Raw genomic sequence first — 22,448 nt, 5'->3', positions numbered from 1 at the left:
GAAAAATATCGGAGATATAATGGAAAAACAAACAATTTACGGCTTAACACGTGATCAACTTATTGATTGGGCGATTGAAAATGGTGAAAAAAAATTTCGGGCAACCCAAGTGTGGGATTGGCTTTACCGAAAACGTGTCCAAACATTTGAAGAAATGACAAACCTCTCCAAGGATTTTATTGCAAAGTTGAATGCGCATTTTATTATGAATCCTCTAGAGCAAGTCGTCGTACAAGAGTCGGAAGATGGAACAGTTAAATATCTTTTTATGTTACCAGATAAAATGATGATTGAAACTGTGTTGATGCGCCAATCTTATGGCTTATCTGTATGTGTGACTACTCAGGTGGGATGTAACATGGGCTGTACGTTTTGTGCCTCTGGTATTCTAAAAAAAGAGCGTGATGTGACAGCTGGAGAGATAGTCGCTCAGATTATGTTGGTCCAAAAATACTTCGATGAAAAAGGCCAAGATGAGCGTGTTTCTCACGTTGTAGTTATGGGTATCGGTGAACCATTTGACAACTATGTAAACTTGATGAACTTTTTACGCACAATTAATGATGATAATGGCCTTGCTATTGGGGCACGTCATATTACCGTGTCAACCTGTGGTTTCATGCCAGCAAAAATCAAAGAATTTGCAAATGAAAACTTGCAAGTGAACTTGGCTATTTCTTTACATGCACCAAACAATGAATTACGTACAAGTCTGATGCGTATCACACGTAGCGCACCACTTGAAAAACTTTTTGATGCGATAGATTATTATACTGAAACAACAAATCGTCGTGTAACCTATGAGTATATTATGCTTTCTGGAGAAAATGATACTCCGGAAATTGCACAAGAATTAGCTGATTTAATAAAACCCCGAAATAAACTTTCGTATGTCAATCTGATTCCCTATAATCCTGTCGCTGAGCATATCAAATATGAACGTTCAACACGAAATGATACTGCGAAATTTTACGATGTACTCAAGAAAAATGGTATCAACTGTGTTGTGCGCCAAGAGCATGGTACAGACATTGATGCCGCTTGCGGACAACTCAGAAGTAAACAAATTAGAAAAAACAAAGAAAAGTAATAAAAAAATAAAAGAAACCAGCGCAAAGGCTCAACCTTGGTATTGCTGGTTTCTTTTTGTATATTTATTATTTTTCATGAAATGAAAGCGCATTATTATAATGGCGTTCAATTTGCATTCAAAAAAAGATTAGACTATAATAAAAGGTGTTGAAAGCGCTTTTACAATTTTAATATATAGTTTTATATAAAAGAAAGGATGCTTATCTCATGGAAAAAGCAATCAATGTCAATTCAGAAATCGGAAAACTTAAATCAGTTCTCCTTCATCGTCCAGGTGCTGAAGTCGAAAACATCACACCAGACACAATGCATCAACTCTTGTTTGATGATATCCCTTACTTGAAAATTGCTCAGAAGGAACACGATTTCTTTGCTCAAACATTGCGTGATAACGGAGCAGAAACAGTCTATATAGAAGATCTTGCCGCAGATGTTTTTCAAACTGAAAGTGTTAAAAAAGATTTCTTGGCTCGACTCTTGCATGAAGCAGGCTACCGCCCAGGACGTACACTTGAAGGTTTGACTGAGTACTTGACAAGCATGGATACAAAAGCAATGGTTGACAAGATTTATGCAGGTGTTCGTAAAAATGAATTGGACCTAAAACGTACAGTTCTTAGCGACATGGCCGGTTCTGATGCCGAAAACCATTTCTACCTTAATCCATTGCCAAATGCTTACTTCACTCGTGACCCACAAGCATCTATGGGTGTAGGGATGACTATTAACAAAATGACTTTCCCAGCACGTCAACCTGAATCATTGATCACAGAATATGTAATGGCAAATCACCCACGTTTTAAAGACACTCCAATTTGGCGTGATCGTAACCATACAACACGTATTGAAGGTGGTGATGAACTCGTATTAAACAAACACACTGTAGCTATTGGTGTTTCTGAACGTACTTCATCTAAAACAATTCAAGCTTTAGCAAAAGAATTGTTTGCAAACCCATTGTCAACCTTTGACACTGTACTTGCTGTTGAAATTCCGCATAATCACGCAATGATGCACTTGGATACTGTATTTACAATGATTAATCATGATCAGTTTACAGTCTTCCCAGGAATCTTTGATGGTTCTGGAAATATCAATGCATTCATCTTACGTCCAGGTAAAGATGGAGATGTGGAAATTGAACATTTGACAGACCTTAAAGTTGCCCTTAAGAAAGTGTTGGAACTCTCAGAACTTGATTTGATTGAATGTGGTAATGGAGATCCAATCGTTGCACCGCGTGAACAATGGAATGATGGTTCAAACACATTGGCTATCGCTCCAGGTGAAATTGTTACTTATGACCGTAACTATGTCACAATCGAATTACTTAAAGAACATGGTATCAAAGTACATGAGATTCTTTCAAGCGAGTTGGCACGTGGTCGTGGTGGTGCACGTTGTATGTCTCAACCATTGTGGCGTGAAGATATTTAATCAAAGTTTTACCCTCTATTTGCTTGGTTTACAGCTCTGTCAACCTTGTTGACACTTTATTGCTTACAGCACAAGCAAATGTCCTTATTTCAAAAAAATAAAAAAATTATATTTAGGAGAAAATTAAATGCAAACACCAAAAATTAACTCAGTTTTCCAAGGCCGTTCATTTTTAGCAGAAAAAGATTTTACACCTGCAGAAATTCAATATCTTGTTGACTTTGCTATTCACTTAAAAGCATTGAAGAAAAATAACATCCCTCACCATTATCTTGAAGGAAAAAATATCGCCTTACTTTTTGCTAAAACTTCTACACGTACGCGTGCTGCATTTACAACAGCAGCTATCGACCTTGGTGCTCACCCAGAATATCTTGGTAAAGATGATATTCAACTTGGTATCAAAGAATCTACTGAAGATACAGCACGTGTTCTTGGCTCAATGTTTGATGCAATTGAACGTCGTGGTTTCTCACAAAAAGAAGTTGAAGATTTGGCAAAATACTCAGGAGTTCCTGTATGGAATGGTTTGACTGACGATTGGCATCCAACTCAAATGATTGCAGACTACATGACAATCAAAGAAGAATTTGGTTACCTTAAAGGTCTTAAACTTGCTTATGTCGGTGATGGTCGTAACAATATGGCTAACTCTCTTATCGTAACAGGTGCGATGCTTGGAGTGAGCGTAACTATCGTAGCGCCTGAATCACTTCAACCTTCTGAAGAAGTTATGGAAATTGCGCGTAAATTTGCAGCTGAGTCAGGTGCAAAACCAGAAACAACTGCAGATATTGAAGCAGGGGTTAAAGGTGCAAACATTATCTACTCAGACGTATGGGTATCAATGGGTGAATCAAACTGGGAAGAACGTGTGGAACTTCTCACTCCATACCGTATCACAATGGATATGATGAAATTGACTGGAACTCCAGATGAAGAACTTATCTTCATGCACTGCTTGCCAGCCTTCCACGATACTGAAACTGAATATGGTAAAGAAATTAAAGAAGAGTATGGCTTGACTGAAATGGAAGTTACTGACGAAGTATTCCGTTCTAAATATGCACGTCAATTTGAAGAAGCTGAAAACCGTATGCACTCAATTAAAGCAATTATGGCAGCAACTTTGGGTAACCTCTTCATTCCAGATGTACCAAGTATCAAATAATAAATTTTGAATTTGATTTTTTCCGGATTTGACAGACTTTCCACTTCCTAATACCGGTGGGAAGTTTGCACAAATCTGGAAAAAATATTTTTGGTTCCCTCTATAACTCTTGTTTTGAAAAGGTCAGACCTCGTATATTTTCATAATTGGAGACTTTTTTAAAGCATATGACTTTATAAAAAAAATAGGAAGTAATATGGAAGTAGAAAATAAAAAAGGAATAGGGCTCATGGCCCTCGTAGCAATTATCGTATCCGGAGCTATTGGTGGTGGGGTATTTAACCTCTCGAATGACTTGGCAAATGGAGCCACACCAGGTGGTGTGGTCATTTCATGGCTCTTTATTGGTTTTGGTATTCTTATGCTCGTTTTGAGCTTAAATCACCTTGTTGTTAATAAACCAGAACTCTCCGGTGTTTCAGATTATGCCCGCGCAGGATTTGGTGATTTTGCCGGATTCTTATCAGGCTGGGGTTACTGGTTGTCCGCTTGGGCAGGTAACGTGGCTTTCGCTGTCTTGATGATGACATCTGTCAACTATTTCTTTCCTGGTGTTTTTGCTAATGAAGACGGTTCTTTGACCTTTTTATCAGTCATCGTTGTTTCAGTCGTTTCTTGGTCTTTAACTGCACTTGTTATTCGTGGGGTTGAAGGGGCAGCAGTAATTAATGCTATTGTACTCATTGCTAAATTAATTCCAATCGCAATTTTTGCCGTTGTTGCTATTGTTATGTTCAGAGCTGGAGTCTTTACAGAACATTTTTGGCAAAATGTCGTCATTAATACAGATGGAACAGCAGCATTTACTCAGATGACTGCCTCAGGATTAATCGGACAGATTCAAAGTTCCTTGATGGTTATGATTTGGGTCTTCGTTGGTATTGAAGGTGCGGCAATGATGGGCGACCGTGCTAAGAAAAAATCAGATGCTGGTAAAGCTTCAATTATTGGGTTATTCACTTTGCTGGTGATTTATATCTTGCTCTCGCTCTTACCTTATGGATATTTGGATCAAGCACAGCTTGCAAGTATGCCACAACCAGGTATGGTTGGTATCTTACGTGAGATGGTTGGCCCTTGGGGTGGTAATTTGATGGCTATCGGGTTGATTATTTCACTTCTCGGTGCTTGGTTATCGTGGACGATGCTTCCAGTTGAGTCAACTTCTCAATTGGCTTCACAAAAGCTCTTGCCTGCTTGGTTTGGAAAAGAAAATAAAGCTGGTGCACCTGTTAATTCATTGCTTTTGACTCAAGGTTTTGTACAACTCTTTATCATTATTACTTACTTTGCCTCAGATGCTTATAATGTCTTTGTTTACCTCTGTACTGCAGTAATTATGGTTTGCTACGCTCTCGTCGGTGCATATCTATTAAAAGTTGGTTTAGTCGAAAAATCAACTAAAAATATTTTAATCGGCTTCTTTGCCATGGCATTCCAAATTATTGCCCTTTACCTGAGTGGTTGGCAGTTTGTCTGGATGGCTTCCATTCTGTATGTAGTTGGTTTTGTCCTCTATATCCGTGCAAAACGTGAAAACAACAGAACTATTTCAACAGGCGAATGGTTTGCTATCATTATCTTTACTCTTGCCGCTTTGCTCGCTCTTTATGGCTTGCTTGCTAATCAGTTTGGCTTGAGAGAGTTACTTGGTATTTAAAAAGAAAATTAAGAGTAAAATTTTTGAGCAATCAAAAGTTTTATTCTTTCAAGCGCAAAGTAAGCGCTTTAATAACATAAAATAGGAGAAAATAATTATGGTTAGACGTATTGTAGTTGCTCTTGGCGGTAACGCTATTTTGACAGATGATCCAACAGCTCAAGCACAACAAGAAGCGCTTGAAGTTACAGCGAGTCAATTGATCCCGCTCATTAAGGATAACGATGTAGAAATAGTTGTTACGCATGGTAACGGCCCTCAAGTTGGTAATTTACTTTTACAACAACTGGGATCAGACAGTGCCAAAAATCCTGCGATGCCTTTAGATACAGCCGTGGCTATGACTCAAGGACAAATTGGATACTGGATGACTCAAGCCTTTACTAAAGCTTTAATCAAAGAAGGCTTGGAACGAATTCCTGTAGCTTCTGTTGTCACACGTGTCGTGGTAGACAGTAATGATCCTGCATTTGAAAACCCAACAAAACCGATTGGCCCATTCTATGACGAAGCACAAATGAACAAAATGTTGGAACAATATCCAGATTGGAAATTTGTCGAAGATTCAGGTCGTGGGTATCGTCGTGTTGTTGCCAGTCCAAAACCAGAACGTATTGTAGAAGCAGAAGCCATCAAACCACTGTTAGATGCTGCAGTTTTAACTACTGTATCAGGCGGCGGCGGCATTCCTGTAGTTGAGCATGAAGACGGCACATACACAGGAGTGGAAGCTGTAATAGACAAGGACTTTTCAGCAGCTAAACTTGCAGAACTTGTGGATGGTGACGAGTTAGTTATTTTGACAGGTGTGGACAATGTTTTTGTCAATTACAACAAACCAGATCAAAAGAAATTGGAAAAAGTTACTTTGTCTGAAATTGGCGCCTACTTGGAAGACGGTCAATTTGCTGCAGGCTCTATGAAACCAAAAGTTGAAGCAGCTATGGCTTTTGTAGAACGTACTGGTCGTGCGGCAACAATTACTTCCCTTGAAAATCTTGAAGATTTCTTGGCAAATGGTTCAGGAACAACAATTGTTGCTGACTAAAATGTAAGAGGTCGTGTTTTGCGCGGCCTTTTTCTTATATGAGGAGGCTGAATGAGAGACTTTAAAGAAGTAGAGAAGTTAATGGCTCAGCTCGAAATTCCCTATAAAATTGTCGAGCATCCGGGCAGTCATTCTACAGAAGAATCTGACCATTATATTGAAGGACATGAAGGTTGTAGGTCGAAGACTTTAGTTTTGGCTAATAAAAAATCCACGCAATTCTATATGGTTATTATGGATGATAGTAAGCGCGTTGAGATGAACAAACTGGGGGAGGTACTTGGAGTAAACCGACTTCATTTTGTATCAGAAGAACGCTTGGAAAGCATGTTGGGACTGCAGTCTGGGATTGTTTCTATTTATGGTCTGGTTGATAATAAAATGGATAATATGCATGTTTATTTTGACCGAGATATGCTTGAGGAGCATGACATTATGACGTTACACCCTAATGACAATACAAAGACAATCTTTTTTCCAATGGAAGATTGCTTTAAAATACTGGATGCACAATGCTATACTTATACTATAATTGATATTTAGGAGGGCACATATGAAGATAGATGGTTTTGGAGTAGAAGAATGGCTCAATGTATGGGAAAAAGAAGCAGTTTATGACATTGCTCAATCAACGATTTCATCCATGACGTTGCAAGAAATATTAAATCTGGAAGAAGACAAGGGCCAAAGCTTTATGTCTCACTTAATGCAGGAAAAATTTAACTACGGATGGATTGAAGGCTCTCCTGAATTTAAGCAAGAAGTAGCCAAGCTTTATAAGAAAGTTCCCGCAGAAAATATTTTGGCGACAAATGGCGCAACGGGTGCCAATCATTTGGTCTTGTATGGATTGATCGAGCCGGGAGATCATGTGATTGCAGAGTATCCAAGTTACCAGCAGCTCTATGATATTCCACGTTCTTTAGGAGCCGAAATTGAGTTTTGGCAAATTTATGAATCGGAAAACTGGTATCCACGATTGGATGAACTCCGTCAGATGATTCGTCCAAACACAAAGATGATTTGTTTGAACAATGCCAATAATCCGACAGGTACAACCCTAAACCGTGCCTTTTTGGAAGAGGTCATTCAGCTGGCTCGAACAGTTGGTGCTTATGTCTTGGTCGACGAGGTTTACTTGCCTCTTGATGATGCGGAAGATTATGCGCCAATTGTTGACTTATATGAAAAAGGTATCTCGACGAACTCGCTTTCTAAAACATATTCTGTACCTGGTGTACGTTTAGGTTGGGTGGCGACTCAAGATGAAAAACTAGCAGATGAGTTTCGCAAATACCGCGATTATACAATGATTTGTTGTGGAGTCTTTGATGATGCCTTAGGAACTCTAGTCTTAAAACACCGTGATCAAGTACTGGCGCGAAATAAAGAAATCGTCACTAATAATTTGCAGATACTTCGGGAATGGGTGGAAAATGAGCCACTTGTATCAATGATATTTCCTAAAGCAGTATCGACAAGCTTTGTGAAATTTGAAACGCTCGATCCGGCCCAAACAGAAGAATTTTGCGTGGCCTTGCTTAAAAACAAAGGCGTTCTTTTAGTACCGGGCAATAGGTTTGACTTGCCAGGCTATGCACGTTTAGGCTATTGTACGGATGAAAAGACATTACGCGAGGGTTTGTCTGCTTTGTCTCAATTTTTGCGAGAATATAACAAATAGGATAATAGAGGGGATTTACCCCTTTTTTATATACTAAAAATATGCAAATTTGGTACAATAATGAGAGGAGGATATTCATGGATTTTGTAAAAATTAATAAAGAACGCCACGCTGTAAAAACATTTGACGGTAAAAAAATACCAACAGTAGATGTGAAACAGATTATTTCTGCTGCAAGTTTAGCACCTTCTGCACATAACATCCAACCTTGGCACTTTGTCATTGTTGAGAGTGAACAAAAACGTCAAGAACTTCTATCCGTTGTTCATGGAAAAAATGGTCAACAAGTGAAAGAAGCTGGAGCGGTCATTGCTATCTTTAGTGATACTAATCTTTCTGAACGCTCAAGTGAAATTGCACGTACTGGGGCTGGAGAAATGGATAGTGAACAACTGCAACGTTTCAATAGTCGCTATCCCCAAATGTTTGAAAATATGGACGAGATGATGGAAGCAAGCTATTTATCATTGAATATCGGTTTTGTGACGATGAATCTCATGTATGTCATCAAAAATAGAGGCTATGAAGGCAATATTATTCTTGGCTTTGAACGTACTGAGCGCGTGAATGAAATTCTCGAAGTCGATAAACGTTACCGTCCAGAGCTCTTGGTTGTATTGGGCTCATCAGAAGCAAAAGGTCAAGCAAGTTACCGCTTGCCACAACAAAATATTATTGAAATTCGATAATAAGTAATAAGAGAAAAAAGTGAGTCGTTTATATCGAAATTTAAGGTGGATTTTGCTAGAATAAGAGAGATATAAAAACGATAGATATAGGTAGTAAGGGGAAAAAGTGCTAGATTTTTGGCAGGACTATCCTGAAATTAAGGAAAAACTTATCGCGGTACAAACTATGATGACAGAACGTTTAGCGGTAAATAATACAGATATACGTGACGCATTACAAAAGTTTACGACGCGCGGAGGTAAAATGGTTCGGCCAGCGCTTTTTTTTCTATTTTCTGGCTTAGTTGACGAGGAGATAGAAGACGAAGAACGTTTGGTTAAAATAGCAGCCAGTTTGGAGTTGTTACACTCGGCAACATTGATTCATGATGATGTTATTGATGATTCCCCTTTACGTCGAGGCTTGCCGAGTGTTGAAGCACAATTTGGCAAGGATGTTGCAGTATACACGGGTGATTTTATTTATACGGTTTACTTCGAGTTGCTTTGTGAAACAATGGCTGCGACACCATTTTTGCCGCGTAATGCAAGATCGATGAAAAAGATTCTTCAAGGTGAACTTACACAGATGCAATCAGCTTTTAATGCAGACAACAGTATTAGACGCTATCTTAAAGCTATCAGTGGTAAAACTGCAGAGCTATTGAGTTTAGCTTGTTTAGAAGGTGTGTATTTCTCTGGTGGTGATAAGCAGATGCAACGGTCTGCACGAAAGATTGGTTTAGCGATTGGTCTTGCTTTTCAGATTTATGATGATGTACTTAATTTTACAGTCGGTTTGGAAGAAGCTGATAAACCAATATTAACGGATTTTCGTCAAGGGATTTATACCTTACCCTTGTTGCTGGCAAAAGAAGATGCGCCTGAAAAAGTCCTACCTTATCTGGAAGCACCAGAAGGACTGAGTCGTCAAGAATGTATCGAATTTTCCGAACTGGTCACTGATCTAGGAGGCATTACAGGAAGTCTTTTCTTAGCAAAACATCTAACCAATCAAGCGTTACTTGAAATAGAAAAATTCCCAGAATCTCGTAACCGCGAAATTTTGATGGAAGTTACCCAAACCTTATTACAAAGAAATTATTAAAAAATGAACTTTAAAATATTTGCTGAGCTTATTGAGCTGAAAGCTAAAACAGCGAGCGTTTTTCCTTTTATACTGGGAGTTGCTTATTCACTTTATCATTATCAAATAGCCAATTTTGGCCCATTAATCATCTACTTTGTGGCTATGTTCTGCTTTAACTGTTTTGTAGATATTTGGGACAACTACAATGATTACCATAAGGCTGTGGATACGGAAGATTACAAGAAAAATACCAATATCATTGGTCGGGAAAATCTATCACTTTCGCTGATAAAGGGCTTGTTACTCTTCTTCTTCTCTCTTTCCTTGATTTTAGGATTAATTGTAGCAGGACTTGTGGGCTGGCCGGTGTTTTGGTTAGGACTTTTTTGCTATTTCATTGGTATCTTTTACTCAGCTGGACCAAAACCCTTATCAAGTTTACCTGTAGGTGAGTTGGCCAGTGGTGTAACAATGGGCTACTTAATTTTTCTGATCTGTGTGTATATCAATACGAGTGCTGTTTTTGTTTGGGATTTTGCAACTTTGGCATCAACCTTCCTTGTTGCTTTACCAAGTACCTTGTTAATTTCTAACTTGATGCTGGCCAATAACACTTGTGATTTGGAAGAGGATGAAGGTAATCATCGATATACTATCGTGCATTACATCGGGAGAAAGAATGCTTTGCGCTGGTGGACATTAGCCATTATATTGGCCTATATCTCAATCGTTGGGGCAGTAGTTCTGGGACTAATCTCTCCACTCATGTTGCTCATGTTTATACTTTTGCCTTTCATTATCAAACAAGCGCGTCCTTACCTCCAAAGACAAGTAAAAAGTGAAACTTTTATTGCTTCAGTAAAAATATTAATGGTCTTCTCGCTATTGCAAGCGGGTCTCATGCTGCTTGCTTTAGTTCTCTGAGAATAAGAAAAACCTTCTCTTAAGGAAGGTTTTTCTTATTCACAACAATCTTTTTTCGATGGGATTTCTAAGGCAGAGACACCCTTAACAGGACAGGTCGTAGTTGTACAGTCATCGCAAGCTCCTTTGCTCCGCACTGTTTTGCGCAGTGAAAAGAAGGCTGCAATTAAAATAAGGGATAAAAGAACGATGCTAGCTAAGTTCAAGAGAAAGTTCCTCCTTGTTTGATGTGTATTTTGGTCGACGGAAGATAAGATAAAGGCCGAAAACCAAGAGAAGTACTGCAAGTAATGTACTAATGCTAAAGGATTGTGTAAGAAAGGCAGAGCCTAACTGATAAATGATAAAGCTCATGCTGTAAGCCACAGCGGTTTGGAAGCCCACAGCGCGTAAAGTCCATTTAACTTCACCCATTTCCTTATAAATTGTCGAAATAGCAGCAATACAGGGTGCACATAACAGGTTGAAGACAAGTAAAGAATAAGCGGCCAGTGGTGTGTAGCTATTTTGTAGAGCCGTCCAAATGGCTCGACCGTTATTTTCTACCTCTGCACCTTGGGCGTACAATTGGCTCATAGTTCCGACAATAGTCTCTTTGGCAATTAGTCCAGTCAAGGTAGCTACCGTGGCTTTCCACTCTCCAAAGCCTAGAGGAGCAAAAACAATACTCAGGTATCCTCCGAGCGTTGCTAATATTGATTGGCCGGGTTCAACTTGGTGCAAAGTGAAGCTATAGTTTGACAAGAACCAGAGTGCGACATTGAGCGCTAAAATGATTGTCCCAGCGCGCTTAATAAAACTCAATCCTCGATCAAACGCATATTTAAAGACTGTAGGAAAGTGAGGTATATGGTAAGTAGGCAATTCTAAGATGAAAGCAGAAGTATCTCCCGCGAACATTCTCGTTTTTTTCAAAATAATTCCTGAGAGGATAATCATGGCCATGCCTAAGAAGTATGCGCTAGGTGCAACCCAACTGGTGGAGTGAAAAAAGGCACCTGAAACTAAAGCAATAATCGGCAACTTTGCTGAACAGGGCATGAAGGTAGTCACCATGATGGTAATTTTTCTGTCCCTTTCTTGTTCAATTGTACGGGTAGCCATAATTCCCGGTACACCACAGCCAGAAGAAATCAACATGGGAATAAAGGATTTACCAGACAAGCCAAATCTTCTAAAAATACGATCCATCACAAATGCGACACGAGCCATATAGCCTGAATCTTCAAGAAAGCCTAACAGGAGGAATAGAACGAAGATTTGTGGAACAAAGCCTAGGATAGCCCCAATTCCGGCGAGGACACCATCAAGGAGTAGGGATTGGACCCAAGGAACAATCGCCAAGCTATCCATTACTTGGTGTAAAATATCTGGCAGAAAACTACCAAAAAAGTTATCATTGAGCCAATCGCTAGCGGGTGTACCAATGACCTGTATCGCTAAAAAGTAAACGAGCCACATGATAAGGATAAAAATAGGAAGGCCCAACCATTTATGGGTAACGATGCGGTCGATTTTATCTGTTAGGTTAAGTTGTCCTTTATGTGTGCTTGTAACAACCAAACGAACAATTTGACCAATTAAATCATAGCGCTCGTTAACGATGATGGATTCACGATCGTCGCCCATAATTTTTTCGGTGATTGCTACGATTTCATCTAATTCTTGCCCTTGTGAGGCAGTGAGTGAGTTCGAGGCTAAACTGTCCCCTTCAAAAAGTTTAATTTGTTCAAAACGATTCTTTGCTTGGGGACAAATCGTTTGAATTTCTGCTAAGGCACTTTCAAGACGGTGATCATAATCTAAAGGAGTCACTTCAAGAGGTTGGCAAGCTTTTCGAATAGCTTCGTCTAGGCCTTTCTTCTTTAAAGCACTGGTAAGTACGACAGGTAGCCCTAAACTGTAAGACAGTTTTTCGATATCAATCTGTTTACCTTGATATTCTAGCAAGTCGCTCATATTTAGAGCAATGACGATAGGAATATTAAACTCCATCAGTTGTAATGTGAGGTACAGTGAGCGTTCGAGATTTGTTGCATCAATAATATTGAGAAGGACATCTGGTGGTGTCTCTTTGAGATAATTTCGTGTGACTTGTTCTTCTAAAGTATAAGGTGAGAGAGAATAAGTTCCCGGTAAATCTTGAATAGCGATATTCTTGTCTTTTTTATAACGTCCTGTTTTACATTCAACTGTTACACCTGGCCAATTTCCTACCTGCTGATTACTGCCAGTTAATATATTGAAAATACTTGTTTTCCCACTATTTGGGTTTCCTAGCAAAGCGATTTTAGTCATCTTTATTTCCTTTTAATCTTGGACAACAATTTTTATTTTTTCAGCATCTTTCTTTCTTAAAGAAAGAGAGTAACCCCGCAGATGAAGCTCCATAGGATCTCCTAGTGGTGCAAGTTTATGCACCGCAATACTTGTTCCCCTCGTAATCCCCATATCCATAAGCCGGCGCTTTATTTCACTTTCTCCCTCAAGTAATCGGACCACGCCACTTTGACCGATATTCAAAGACGAGAGAGGTATAAGTTCCTCATTTGATTGTTCATCTTTAATCAAAATCGTGTTGAGGTAGAAACTGCTTAGCGCTAAACGTGTCTGACCAATCTTTAAAAGCGCATTTTCCCCGTCCATAGAAATTAAAACAACTTCCGTATCAGGGGCAAAACCAAGCTCTCGAAGTTTTCCAGCATGCTCGGATTTTAATATTTTATTTACATAATATATTTGGCCGATACGGGCAGTATTCAGTGTTTTCATGCATGCTCCTTCAATGGGATGTAAAAAGTATTTGACATTACAATAAGTATAACACGAATTACTTGTAATTTCGAGGAAATTTGTGTATGGGACGAAGTGAATAAAAAAAGAATGTTTCACGTGAAAACAAACACACAAAAAAACTAGCTTTGAGAGGCTAGTTTTTTTGTGTTTTATTCTACAGAGAAAATGTATGGATAAACAGGTTGCTTACCATCATGAATCTCTACTTCGAGTTCAGGGTAACGTTTTTCTAGTTCTTTGGCAATACGTTCGGCATTTGATTTCTTGCCATCTGCGCCAATATAAATTGCTGCAATCTCGCTGTCTTCATCAATCATTTTTTCAAAAGCAGCAAAGATAGCATCGTTCATTTTTTTGGTTGATGCGACAATTTTATTATTGATCATGCCAAGTGTATCTTTTTTATGGATATCAATACCATCAATATTGGTGTCACGAATAGCTTGTGTCACTGCACCAGATTGTACGTCTGCTAATGAAGCAGTCATATTTTCTTTGTTTTCTTCAATTGATTTTGTTGGGTCAAAGCTGAGCAAGGCAGTAAAACCTTGAGGAACAGTTGCTGTTTCAATCACTTCAACAGGGATATCTGAAACTTCAGCGGCAGATTTGGCAGCCATGAAGATATTTTTATTATTTGGAAGAATAATAACTTTTTCGGCATTGACAGCTTCAATAGCTTTGAGGATATCTTCTGTTGATGGGTTCATTGTTTGACCACCAGAAACCACATGCTGTACACCCATTTCACGGAAAATATCAGCAAGACCATCACCAGCAGCGATGGCAATCAAGCCCCAGTCAGATTTAGAAGTAGAAGTGCTGATGTTGTTTGTTTTTTCTTTTTCAGCAACGCCTTCGTTTTGGAGGCGCATGTTGTCAACTTTAACCTTAACCAGACGACCATATTTAAGCCCTTCTTGCATGACAAGACCAGGATCTTCAGTATGGACATGGACTTTAACGATTTCTTCGTCATCAACAACTAAAAGTGAATTACCGATACCTGCCAAGTAAGCTTGGAAATTATCGTGATCATAACTCTCACGGGCTGTTGGACCTTGGCCTAACTCGACCATAATCTCTGTACAGTAGCCGTATTTAATATCGCTTGTAGAAGCACCCGCAACACTTGTTTCAGACTCGTGTTCAAGGTTAATCATACGGTCCATGGCACCTAAACCTTGCTCAGGATTTTCAGGGACGAATTCACCGTTGAGAGCCATCAAGAAGCCTTCGTAGATATAAACCAAACCTTGACCACCTGAATCGACAACGCCGACTTCTTTAAGGACTGGCAACATGTCTGGAGTTTTGGCTAAGGCGATTTTAGCGCCTTCAAGAGCAGCTTCCATAATAGCTGTTGCATCGTCAGTCTCATTAGTTTTACGATTTGCAAGTTCTGCAGCACCGCGTGAAACAGTTAAGATTGTACCTTCAACAGGTTTCATAACTGCTTTATAAGCGACTTCAACACCATTTTGCAAAGCGTTAGCTAAATGAATACCATCAAGTTCATCGTAGTCTTTGGCATATTGTCCAAAACCGCGGAAGATTTGACTAAGGATAACACCAGAGTTACCACGAGCGCCCATGAGCAAACCTTTGGAAAGGATTTGAGCAACTTGTCCAACAGTTTCGGCTGGCTTTTCAGCGACATCTTTGGCACCATTTGTGATTGTCATCCCCATGTTTGTTCCTGTATCTCCATCTGGGACAGGAAAGACATTCAGAGAATTGACATATTCAGCTTGTTCGTTAAGGCGACTTGCTGCCGCCTGAATCATTTCTTGAAATTTACTTGCGTTAATATTTGACACTAGTCTTCGACCACCTTCACATTTTGTACATATACATTGACTTTAGCTGCTACAATGCCAAGTTGATTTTCCAGATTGAAACGGATACGTTCTTGGATATTTTTGGCAACTTCGCTAATTTTAACACCATAGCTGACAACAACATAAACACCAATGATTGTTTGGTTATCGGTTGTCGTAACGACAACACCTTTAGAATAGTTTTCTTGTCCGAGGATATTACGGAAATTGTCTTTTACAGCATTTTTGCTTGTCATGCCGACAACGCCGAAAATTTCAGTAGTGCTTGCACCTACAACAGTAGCGATAACATCTGTTGCAATGTCAACATTACCATGTTGAGTATTAATAGTAACGGTCATTTTCATATGCGTGCTGTTGAATCATACAGCACTTTCCTCCATAATAATTTATGTATCACTTCATTTTATCATAATTTTGTAAAATAGAACAGTTGTTTTATTGGTTTTTTGGTCAATTTAGCCTTGTAAGTGCTTTAGGGGAGGGGGTCTTAAGTCGAAAGAGTTTTAGAAGATGAAAAAACCAAAGATCAATCGTTAATTATGACCTTTGGTTTTTTAAAGTGTTGGAGAAAGAGAAGAAAATAAAAAAGACCAGTAAATAAGATTCACTAGCTTTCTTTATTTTATCCAATTATACACGCTCAACGCCTGCAGGCAATTTTTTCAATGCTTTAGCTGAAGCCCATACAGTTTTGAGTTCACCGTTTTCAAGAATTTGAACTTTTTGAAGATTAGGTTTAACTACACGTTTAGTTTGGTTCATAGCGTGTGAACGGTTATTACTTGATACAGTCTTACGACCAGTAAAATAACATTCTTTTGACATGGTTTGGTTCCTCCTTAAAAATTTTATGCTTTTTTTAAAGAGCATCTCTAAAAATTCAGATCTGAAACACAATTCTTACAGAAACCCTCAAAATAACATACCAAATTAGTATAACATTTTTTTATTAAAAAAATCAAGTTTTATTTCCAAATTTCACCAAAATTTTTATATAATAGGAGATATGGAAAATCTAATCGAGCAACTCACTGCCAAAAATAGCGAATATGTACATAACGTAACAAAGCAATTGATGCTTTTAGGAAAATCAGACGAGGAAATCAAAGCAATACTCGCTGAAATCTTGCCGAAAATCATCGAAGGACAAAAGGAAGGTATTCTGGCCCGCAAGTTATTGGGGGCACCAATGGAATTTGCGACACAGTATAAACCTGAGGAAGATAAGGTAAAACGTCAGGAAACAGCGAAAAATGAATCACCCTTCTTGATGTGGCTAGATAGTGCTTTACTTTTCTTTGGTGTGATTTCAGTGGTTATGGGACTGATGGGTCTCTTCCAGCCACAAGCAAGTGTTTACGGTCTATTGACAACGCTGGCTTCTTCCGCTCTCGCTGGTTTGGTGATGTACTGGATGTATAAATATTTTTACAGTGCACAACGCCCACAGAAAAAAGGTAAAGGTTTTGCAATGTTAGCTGTTGCGATGGTGGCATGGGCAGGCGTTTCTGTCTTGGTCGCTCTCTTACCTAAATCCATCAATATTGTACTTGCTCCGTACATTACAATTATTCTCGGGGCAGCCGTGATGGGGATTCGCTTTCTTATTCAACGTAAATTCAATGTGCAGTCTTCGATGGCACGTCAAACAAAGTAAACTAATTAACCCCGTCCTCATTGTGACGGGGTTTTATTTCGAAAATGTAAGGTATTTGCTTCTCTAATAATGTTAGGATAGAATAAGAGTTAGGAGAGAGCTTATGTCATTTAAATATGAAGGTTTATCACAAAAAGAAGTTGAAAATCGGTTGAAATCAGGTCAGGTCAATATCGCAAAGAATGAGAGCAGTAAAACATACGGCCAAATTTTTGCGAGTAATTTGCTGACTTTTTTTAACTTAATCAATATTTTTCTTTTTATTTTAGTGCTTTCAGTGGGCTCGCATCGAAATGCGCTTTTCATTATTGTTGTTGCAGTGAATGCAGGAATTGGTTTATATCAGGAAATTAAAGCACGTCGCTTGCTCGACAAGCTCTCTTTATTGAATACAAGTAAGGTCAATACTTTTCGTCAAGGGAAACAGATTGAATTAAAACAAGAAGAGCTTGTGCTTGATGACATTATTCTTCTGGGACTTGGAGATCAAATTCCATGTGACTGCCAAATCATTGAAGGGCAAGTGGAAGTAAATGAAGCTTTGCTTACCGGAGAGGCTGACGCGCTGACTAAAAAAGCAGATGCAGAACTTTTTTCGGGTAGTTTTGTTACAAGTGGGACAGCCGTTGCACGGGTTGTTCATGTAGGAAAAGACAATTATATTCATCAATTAGCCCATGAAGCTCAAAAAATAAAGAAACAGAAACGAATGTTGCGTGACAGTTTAGCAAAAGTTGTACGTATCGTAAGTTTCATTATGATACCCTTGGGGATTTTGCTTTACCTCAAGTTGTTTTATGTCATTGATACGGGCCACAAACAAGCCGTTCTAGGAACGGTTGCTGCCCTAGAGGGTATGTTCCCACAGGGGTTGATTTTATTGACCAGTATGGCTTTAACGTTGGGAGTTATCAACTTAGTGAAGCAAAAGGTTTTGGTTCAAGAGCTGCATACGATTGATGCGCTTGCACGAGTGGATGTGCTGTGCTTGGATAAAACAGGGACCATTACGACGGGTGAAATGAAAGTGGAAAAGATTGAGAGTCTGACTGAACATTCTGAGCCGCACATTATCCGTGTTATGGGGAATCTTCTAGAAAACCTCCCAGATCAAAACGTCACTGCACAAGCCTTAAGGAAGTATTTTGCTTCATTAAAGGATTACAATGTTTCTCAAGTGTTGCCATTTTCTTCTGAGAGAAAATACAGCGCAGTTGAGTTTACAGAAGGGACCTTTTATTTAGGTGCTTGGCAGTTTTTGTTTCCAAAGGGAAGTGTCGTGTTAGAACAGCACGCACAAAAGTATGCAGAAAAGGGTTATCGTGTGTTAGTCTTGGCCCGCTCAAAACAAGCACTTGATAGAGACCGACTTCCTGAAGACCTAACTGCAGAAGCGCTCATTGTTATTTCTGATGTGTTACGTGACGATGCTAAACAGACTCTGGCCTATTTTAAAAAGCAGGGTGTACGTTGTAAAATCATCTCTGGAGATGATCCTGTAACAGTATCGGCAATTGCGAAGGCTGTTTCCTTACCGGATGCCGAGCAGTATGTTGATGCCAGTCAACTAAAAACAGAGGCAGAACTGGAGTTTGCAGTAGAAAATTTTCAAATTTTTGGTCGTGTCTCCCCTCAACAGAAAAAAATGATGGTGCAAATCCTGAAGAAGCAGGGGCACACAGTAGCGATGACTGGAGATGGTGTCAATGATATTTTGGCCTTTAAGGAAGCTGATTGTTCGATTGCCATGCGCGAAGGTAGTGAAGCAGCGAAACAAACCGCCAATCTTATTTTGATGGATAATAACTTCTCGGCGATGCCTTATATTGTTAATGAGGGGCGACGCGTAATTAATAACTTAACACGTACAGGCTCTTTATTAATGGTGCGGATGATGTTTTCGATAGCGTTAACTGTGTTGACTTTATTTGCGGGGAGTGTCTATCCTTTTGAACCAATCCAACTTACTGTTTTGACCGCGTTTTTTGTCGGAATTCCCTCTTTTTTCTTGAGTTTTGAATCAGACTTTTCAAAAGTTGAAGGCCGTTTTTTGCGGACGCTGTTTGAGCGTGCGTTTCCTGTGGGTTTTAGTATTGCTGTTGGCGCAATACTTATCGTTACAATAGGCGGAGTCTTCGGTATTTCACATCCTGAACTTGCGATGATGACGGTTCTCTTTTCTGCATGGAACTACGTTTTGATGCAGCGCAAGATATTTTGGCCTATTAAGCGCTACCGCTTATGGATTTTCACAATCACACAGCTTTCGTTTTTTGTAGCTTTAATTGTGGGTACGGATTTTCTTAATTTAGCATGGCCGAGTCCGCTTCACTTTACATTACTTATCCCATTTCTGATTGTTGCACCTCTTGCACAATATTTACTGACAAAGGGAGCCTTATTCATGTTTAAAAAATTATAATTGAAACATACTAAACAAAAGGTGCTAGAGCGTTGCTTCTAGTCCTTTTTGCTCCTACCTCAGGCAGAATTAGAATGAAATAAAAGTAAAAATATGCTATAATTATGCTGATTAACTATAATAAAATAGAAGAAATAAAGTGAGGTACCTCATGAAAGGGATTATTTTAGCAGGTGGATCAGGAACGCGTTTGTATCCACTGACTCGTGCAGCAAGTAAACAATTGATGCCCGTCTATGATAAACCAATGATTTATTATCCATTATCTACACTGATGTTGGCTGGGATCAAAGATATTTTGATCATCTCAACACCAGAAGATACACCGCGTTTCCAAGAACTCTTGCAAGATGGTTCTGAATTCGGACTAAATTTGCAGTATGCTGTTCAACCAAGTCCAGATGGTTTGGCTCAAGCTTTCATCATCGGCGAAGACTTTATTGGTGATGATTCGGTTGCTCTTATCTTGGGTGACAACATTTATCATGGCCCAGGAATGTCTAAGTTACTTCAAACTGCTGCAGCCAAAGAAAAAGGCGCAACTGTGTTCGGTTACCAAGTGCCAGACCCAGAGCGTTTTGGTGTTGTTGAGTTTGACGAAGACATGAACGCTGTTTCAATTGAAGAAAAACCTGAGGTACCAAAATCTGACTACGCAGTAACAGGGCTTTATTTCTACGATAATGATGTTGTAGAGATTGCTAAAAACATCAAACCTTCACCACGTGGAGAGTTGGAAATCACAGATGTGAATAAGGCCTATCTTGAACGTGGTGATCTCTCTGTCGAACTTATGGGGCGTGGCTTTGCATGGCTCGATACAGGAACACATGAAAGCTTGCTCGAGGCAGCGCAATATATTGAAACAGTTCAACGTATGCAAAACGTTATGGTTGCTAACCTTGAAGAAATTGCATGGCGTATGGGCTATATTTCGGAAGAAGCCGTACGTGAACTTGCACAACCGCTTAAGAAAAATGCATACGGTAAATATTTACTTAAATTGGTAGGTGATAAATAAATGACGGATAACTTTTTTGGAAAAGAACTTGCAGCACGCAAAATTGAAGCTATTCCAGGTATGTTAGAATTTGATATTCCGGTTCATGGTGATAATCGCGGCTGGTTTAAAGAAAACTTTCAAAAAGAAAAGATGCTTCCACTCGGTTTCCCAGAAAAATTCTTCGCAGAAGGAAAATTACAAAATAACGTTTCTTTCTCACGTAAAAATGTTTTGCGCGGTTTACACGCTGAACCATGGGACAAATATATTTCTGTAGCAGATGGTGGACGTGTCTTGGGCTCATGGGTAGATCTTCGTGAAGGTGAGAGCTTTGGTCATGTTTACCAAACAGTGATTGATGCCAGCAAGGGCATTTTTGTACCACGTGGCGTTGCCAATGGTTTCCAAGTTTTAAGTGATACTGTTTCTTACTCTTACTTAGTAAATGACTATTGGGCTTTGGAACTTAAACCAAAATACGCTTTCGTCAATTATGCAGATCCAACTTTAGGTATTGAGTGGGAAGATCTTGCACATGCTGAAGTGAGTGAAGCAGACAAAAATCACCCACTGCTTGCAGATGTAAAACCCCTAACCGCAGATTTACTCGGCTAAAATGAAGGCCAAACATCTACAAAGTAAAAGAATACTAGAGTTTTGGCAAGTGAATAAGGAAAATGAACAACCTGTGTGGGTAAAGAAGGCCTTTGCTTCAGGTGGGTTTTCTTGGTTAAATGATAAAACATTACGTATTGTTAATACTGGTGGTTTGATCAAGATTAACGCTGCTCAAGATGAATTTCTGGTGTTTAATGGCAAATATTTAAAAATTGTGTCAGCGCAGAAATTCAAACAAGACTATCGCTTGCAATAAAAAATATACTAGAGGAAAAACAATGACTGAATTTAAAAATATCGTAGTCACTGGTGGTGCTGGATTCATCGGTTCAAATTTCGTACACTACGTTTATAATAATCATCCAGATGTACATATTACCGTTTTAGATAAATTAACGTATGCGGGAAATCGTGCCAATATTGACATGATTCTTGGAGATCGTGTAGAGCTTGTCGTTGGTGATATTGCAGATCCAGAGATTGTGGATCAGGTTGCTTCCAAGGCAGATGCGATTGTGCACTATGCGGCAGAAAGCCACAACGACAACTCACTTAAATCACAAGATGAGTTTATCCAAACGAACTTTATTGGGACATATACCTTGATACAAGCGGCACGAAAATATGATTTACGCTTCCATCATGTATCGACAGATGAAGTTTATGGTGATTTGCCTTACCGCGAAGATTTACCAGGACATGGCGAAGGCGAAGGTGAGAAATTCACTGATAAAACACCTTACAATCCATCAAGTCCTTACTCTTCGACTAAAGCAGCATCGGACTTAATTGTCCGTGCTTGGGTACGTTCATTTGGCTTGAAAGCGACAATTTCAAACTGTTCAAATAACTATGGACCTTACCAACACATCGAAAAATTTATCCCACGTCAAATTACAAACATTTTATCAGGGATTAAACCAAAACTTTATGGCGATGGTAAAAATGTGCGTGACTGGATCCATACAGAAGACCATTCTTCTGGCGTTTGGACAATTTTGACCAAAGGTCGTATGGGTGAAACTTATCTTATCGGAGCCGATGGCGAAAAAAATAATAAAGAAGTTTTAGAAGAAATCTTAACGGAGATGGGACAAGCACCTGACGCTTATGATCGTGTAACTGATCGTGCTGGCCATGATTTGCGCTATGCTATCGACAATACAAAACTTCGTACAGAACTTGGCTGGGAACCTAAACACACAGACTTTGAGTCAGGCTTGAAGGCAACAATTGATTGGTATACTGAAAATCAAGACTGGTGGAAGGCAGAAAAAGCTGCTGTTGAAGCAAAATATGCTGAAAGCCAAAAAGTTCTCTAAGATAAAGGAATA

Annotated in this window: 22 protein-coding genes; 16 read left to right on the top strand and 6 right to left on the bottom strand. The window is 39.2% G+C overall.

All coding sequences use genetic code 11. The features are described 5' to 3' along the window. Positions 1-19 precede the first annotated feature (19 nt). From rlmN to BZZ03_RS06280, 10 genes are all read left to right on the top strand, one after another. Positions 20-1,090 carry a dual-specificity RNA methyltransferase RlmN gene (gene rlmN, locus BZZ03_RS06325; RefSeq protein WP_019292691.1) on the top strand — a complete coding sequence of 357 codons (1,071 nt, stop codon included), beginning with the start codon at positions 20-22 and terminating at the stop codon, positions 1,088-1,090. A gap of 209 nt (positions 1,091-1,299) precedes the next feature. Beyond that, the gene (gene arcA, locus BZZ03_RS06320) at positions 1,300-2,529 is read left to right on the top strand and encodes an arginine deiminase (RefSeq protein WP_003133654.1); all 1,230 of its coding nucleotides are present in this window, start codon (positions 1,300-1,302) and stop codon (positions 2,527-2,529) included. Positions 2,530-2,656: 127 nt separating this feature from the next. Next, positions 2,657-3,700: an ornithine carbamoyltransferase gene (gene argF / locus BZZ03_RS06315; RefSeq protein WP_003133656.1), complete on the top strand. Its 1,044-nt coding sequence runs from the start codon at positions 2,657-2,659 to the stop codon at positions 3,698-3,700. Positions 3,701-3,896: 196 nt separating this feature from the next. Then, positions 3,897-5,360: a basic amino acid/polyamine antiporter gene (locus BZZ03_RS06310; RefSeq protein ID WP_019293039.1), complete on the top strand. Its 1,464-nt coding sequence runs from the start codon at positions 3,897-3,899 to the stop codon at positions 5,358-5,360. 97 nt (positions 5,361-5,457) lie between these two features. Beyond that, positions 5,458-6,408, top strand: coding sequence for a carbamate kinase (arcC, locus tag BZZ03_RS06305; RefSeq protein WP_019292689.1), 951 nt, complete (start codon positions 5,458-5,460; stop codon positions 6,406-6,408). A gap of 51 nt (positions 6,409-6,459) precedes the next feature. Next, positions 6,460-6,951, top strand: a complete 492-nt coding sequence (locus tag BZZ03_RS06300) for a YbaK/EbsC family protein (protein WP_019336029.1) — start codon at positions 6,460-6,462, stop codon at positions 6,949-6,951. Between the two features lie 10 nt (positions 6,952-6,961). After that, a complete protein-coding gene (locus BZZ03_RS06295; protein ID WP_086582797.1) occupies positions 6,962-8,092 on the top strand; it encodes an aminotransferase in 1,131 nt (376 codons plus the stop codon). Positions 8,093-8,169: 77 nt separating this feature from the next. Continuing rightward, entirely contained in the window at positions 8,170-8,781 is a 612-nt protein-coding gene (locus BZZ03_RS06290) for a nitroreductase family protein (RefSeq protein WP_019293036.1), read from the top strand. Positions 8,782-8,887: 106 nt separating this feature from the next. Continuing rightward, positions 8,888-9,868 (top strand): polyprenyl synthetase family protein, encoded by a 981-nt coding sequence (locus BZZ03_RS06285; RefSeq protein ID WP_019336027.1) that lies wholly within the window; start codon positions 8,888-8,890, stop codon positions 9,866-9,868. A 3-nt stretch (positions 9,869-9,871) separates the two neighbouring features. Then, the gene (locus tag BZZ03_RS06280) at positions 9,872-10,774 is read left to right on the top strand and encodes a prenyltransferase (protein ID WP_086582796.1); all 903 of its coding nucleotides are present in this window, start codon (positions 9,872-9,874) and stop codon (positions 10,772-10,774) included. Positions 10,775-10,809: 35 nt separating this feature from the next. On the opposite strand, the gene BZZ03_RS12165 is transcribed toward BZZ03_RS06280, so the two are convergent. The 6 genes from BZZ03_RS12165 to rpmB form a co-directional block, all read right to left on the bottom strand. Further along, positions 10,810-10,980, bottom strand: coding sequence for a hypothetical protein (locus BZZ03_RS12165; protein ID WP_086582795.1), 171 nt, complete (start codon positions 10,978-10,980; stop codon positions 10,810-10,812). After that, entirely contained in the window at positions 10,967-13,072 is a 2,106-nt protein-coding gene (feoB, locus tag BZZ03_RS06270) for a ferrous iron transport protein B (protein ID WP_086582794.1), read from the bottom strand. The genes BZZ03_RS12165 and feoB overlap by 14 nt, the downstream gene beginning before the upstream one ends. Before the next feature lie 12 nt (positions 13,073-13,084). Continuing rightward, positions 13,085-13,546 carry a ferrous iron transport protein A gene (locus BZZ03_RS06265; protein ID WP_019292682.1) on the bottom strand — a complete coding sequence of 154 codons (462 nt, stop codon included), beginning with the start codon at positions 13,544-13,546 and terminating at the stop codon, positions 13,085-13,087. Positions 13,547-13,719: 173 nt separating this feature from the next. Next, positions 13,720-15,390, bottom strand: a complete 1,671-nt coding sequence (locus tag BZZ03_RS06260) for a DAK2 domain-containing protein (protein WP_086582793.1) — start codon at positions 15,388-15,390, stop codon at positions 13,720-13,722. Next, the gene (locus BZZ03_RS06255; RefSeq protein WP_026063759.1) at positions 15,390-15,752 is read right to left on the bottom strand and encodes an Asp23/Gls24 family envelope stress response protein; all 363 of its coding nucleotides are present in this window, start codon (positions 15,750-15,752) and stop codon (positions 15,390-15,392) included. The genes BZZ03_RS06260 and BZZ03_RS06255 overlap by 1 nt, the downstream gene beginning before the upstream one ends. A gap of 292 nt (positions 15,753-16,044) precedes the next feature. Continuing rightward, complete coding sequence (gene rpmB / locus BZZ03_RS06250) at positions 16,045-16,239, bottom strand: 50S ribosomal protein L28 (protein ID WP_003133678.1); 195 nt, start codon at positions 16,237-16,239, stop codon at positions 16,045-16,047. A 181-nt stretch (positions 16,240-16,420) separates the two neighbouring features. On the opposite strand from rpmB, the gene BZZ03_RS06245 reads away from it, so the two are divergent. The 6 genes from BZZ03_RS06245 (at position 16,421) to rfbB (ending at position 22,436) form a co-directional block, all read left to right on the top strand. Continuing rightward, positions 16,421-17,071: a DUF1129 domain-containing protein gene (locus tag BZZ03_RS06245; protein ID WP_019336023.1), complete on the top strand. Its 651-nt coding sequence runs from the start codon at positions 16,421-16,423 to the stop codon at positions 17,069-17,071. A 103-nt stretch (positions 17,072-17,174) separates the two neighbouring features. Beyond that, positions 17,175-19,493 (top strand): HAD-IC family P-type ATPase, encoded by a 2,319-nt coding sequence (locus BZZ03_RS06240; protein WP_086582792.1) that lies wholly within the window; start codon positions 17,175-17,177, stop codon positions 19,491-19,493. Positions 19,494-19,644: 151 nt separating this feature from the next. Next, positions 19,645-20,514 (top strand): glucose-1-phosphate thymidylyltransferase RfbA, encoded by an 870-nt coding sequence (rfbA, locus tag BZZ03_RS06235; RefSeq protein WP_019292678.1) that lies wholly within the window; start codon positions 19,645-19,647, stop codon positions 20,512-20,514. Further along, positions 20,515-21,111, top strand: coding sequence for a dTDP-4-dehydrorhamnose 3,5-epimerase family protein (locus BZZ03_RS06230; RefSeq protein WP_019292677.1), 597 nt, complete (start codon positions 20,515-20,517; stop codon positions 21,109-21,111). A 1-nt stretch (position 21,112) separates the two neighbouring features. Further along, positions 21,113-21,370 (top strand): hypothetical protein, encoded by a 258-nt coding sequence (locus tag BZZ03_RS06225; protein WP_019336021.1) that lies wholly within the window; start codon positions 21,113-21,115, stop codon positions 21,368-21,370. Positions 21,371-21,392: 22 nt separating this feature from the next. Next, entirely contained in the window at positions 21,393-22,436 is a 1,044-nt protein-coding gene (rfbB, locus tag BZZ03_RS06220; protein WP_019293029.1) for a dTDP-glucose 4,6-dehydratase, read from the top strand. Positions 22,437-22,448: the final 12 nt, after the last annotated feature.

The sequence above is a fragment of the Lactococcus petauri genome (assembly GCF_002154895.1).
GTDB classification, from domain to species: Bacteria; Bacillota; Bacilli; order Lactobacillales; family Streptococcaceae; genus Lactococcus; species Lactococcus petauri.
Note: the sequence above shows the minus strand (reverse complement) of the source record. Positions and strands in the feature narration are given on the sequence as shown.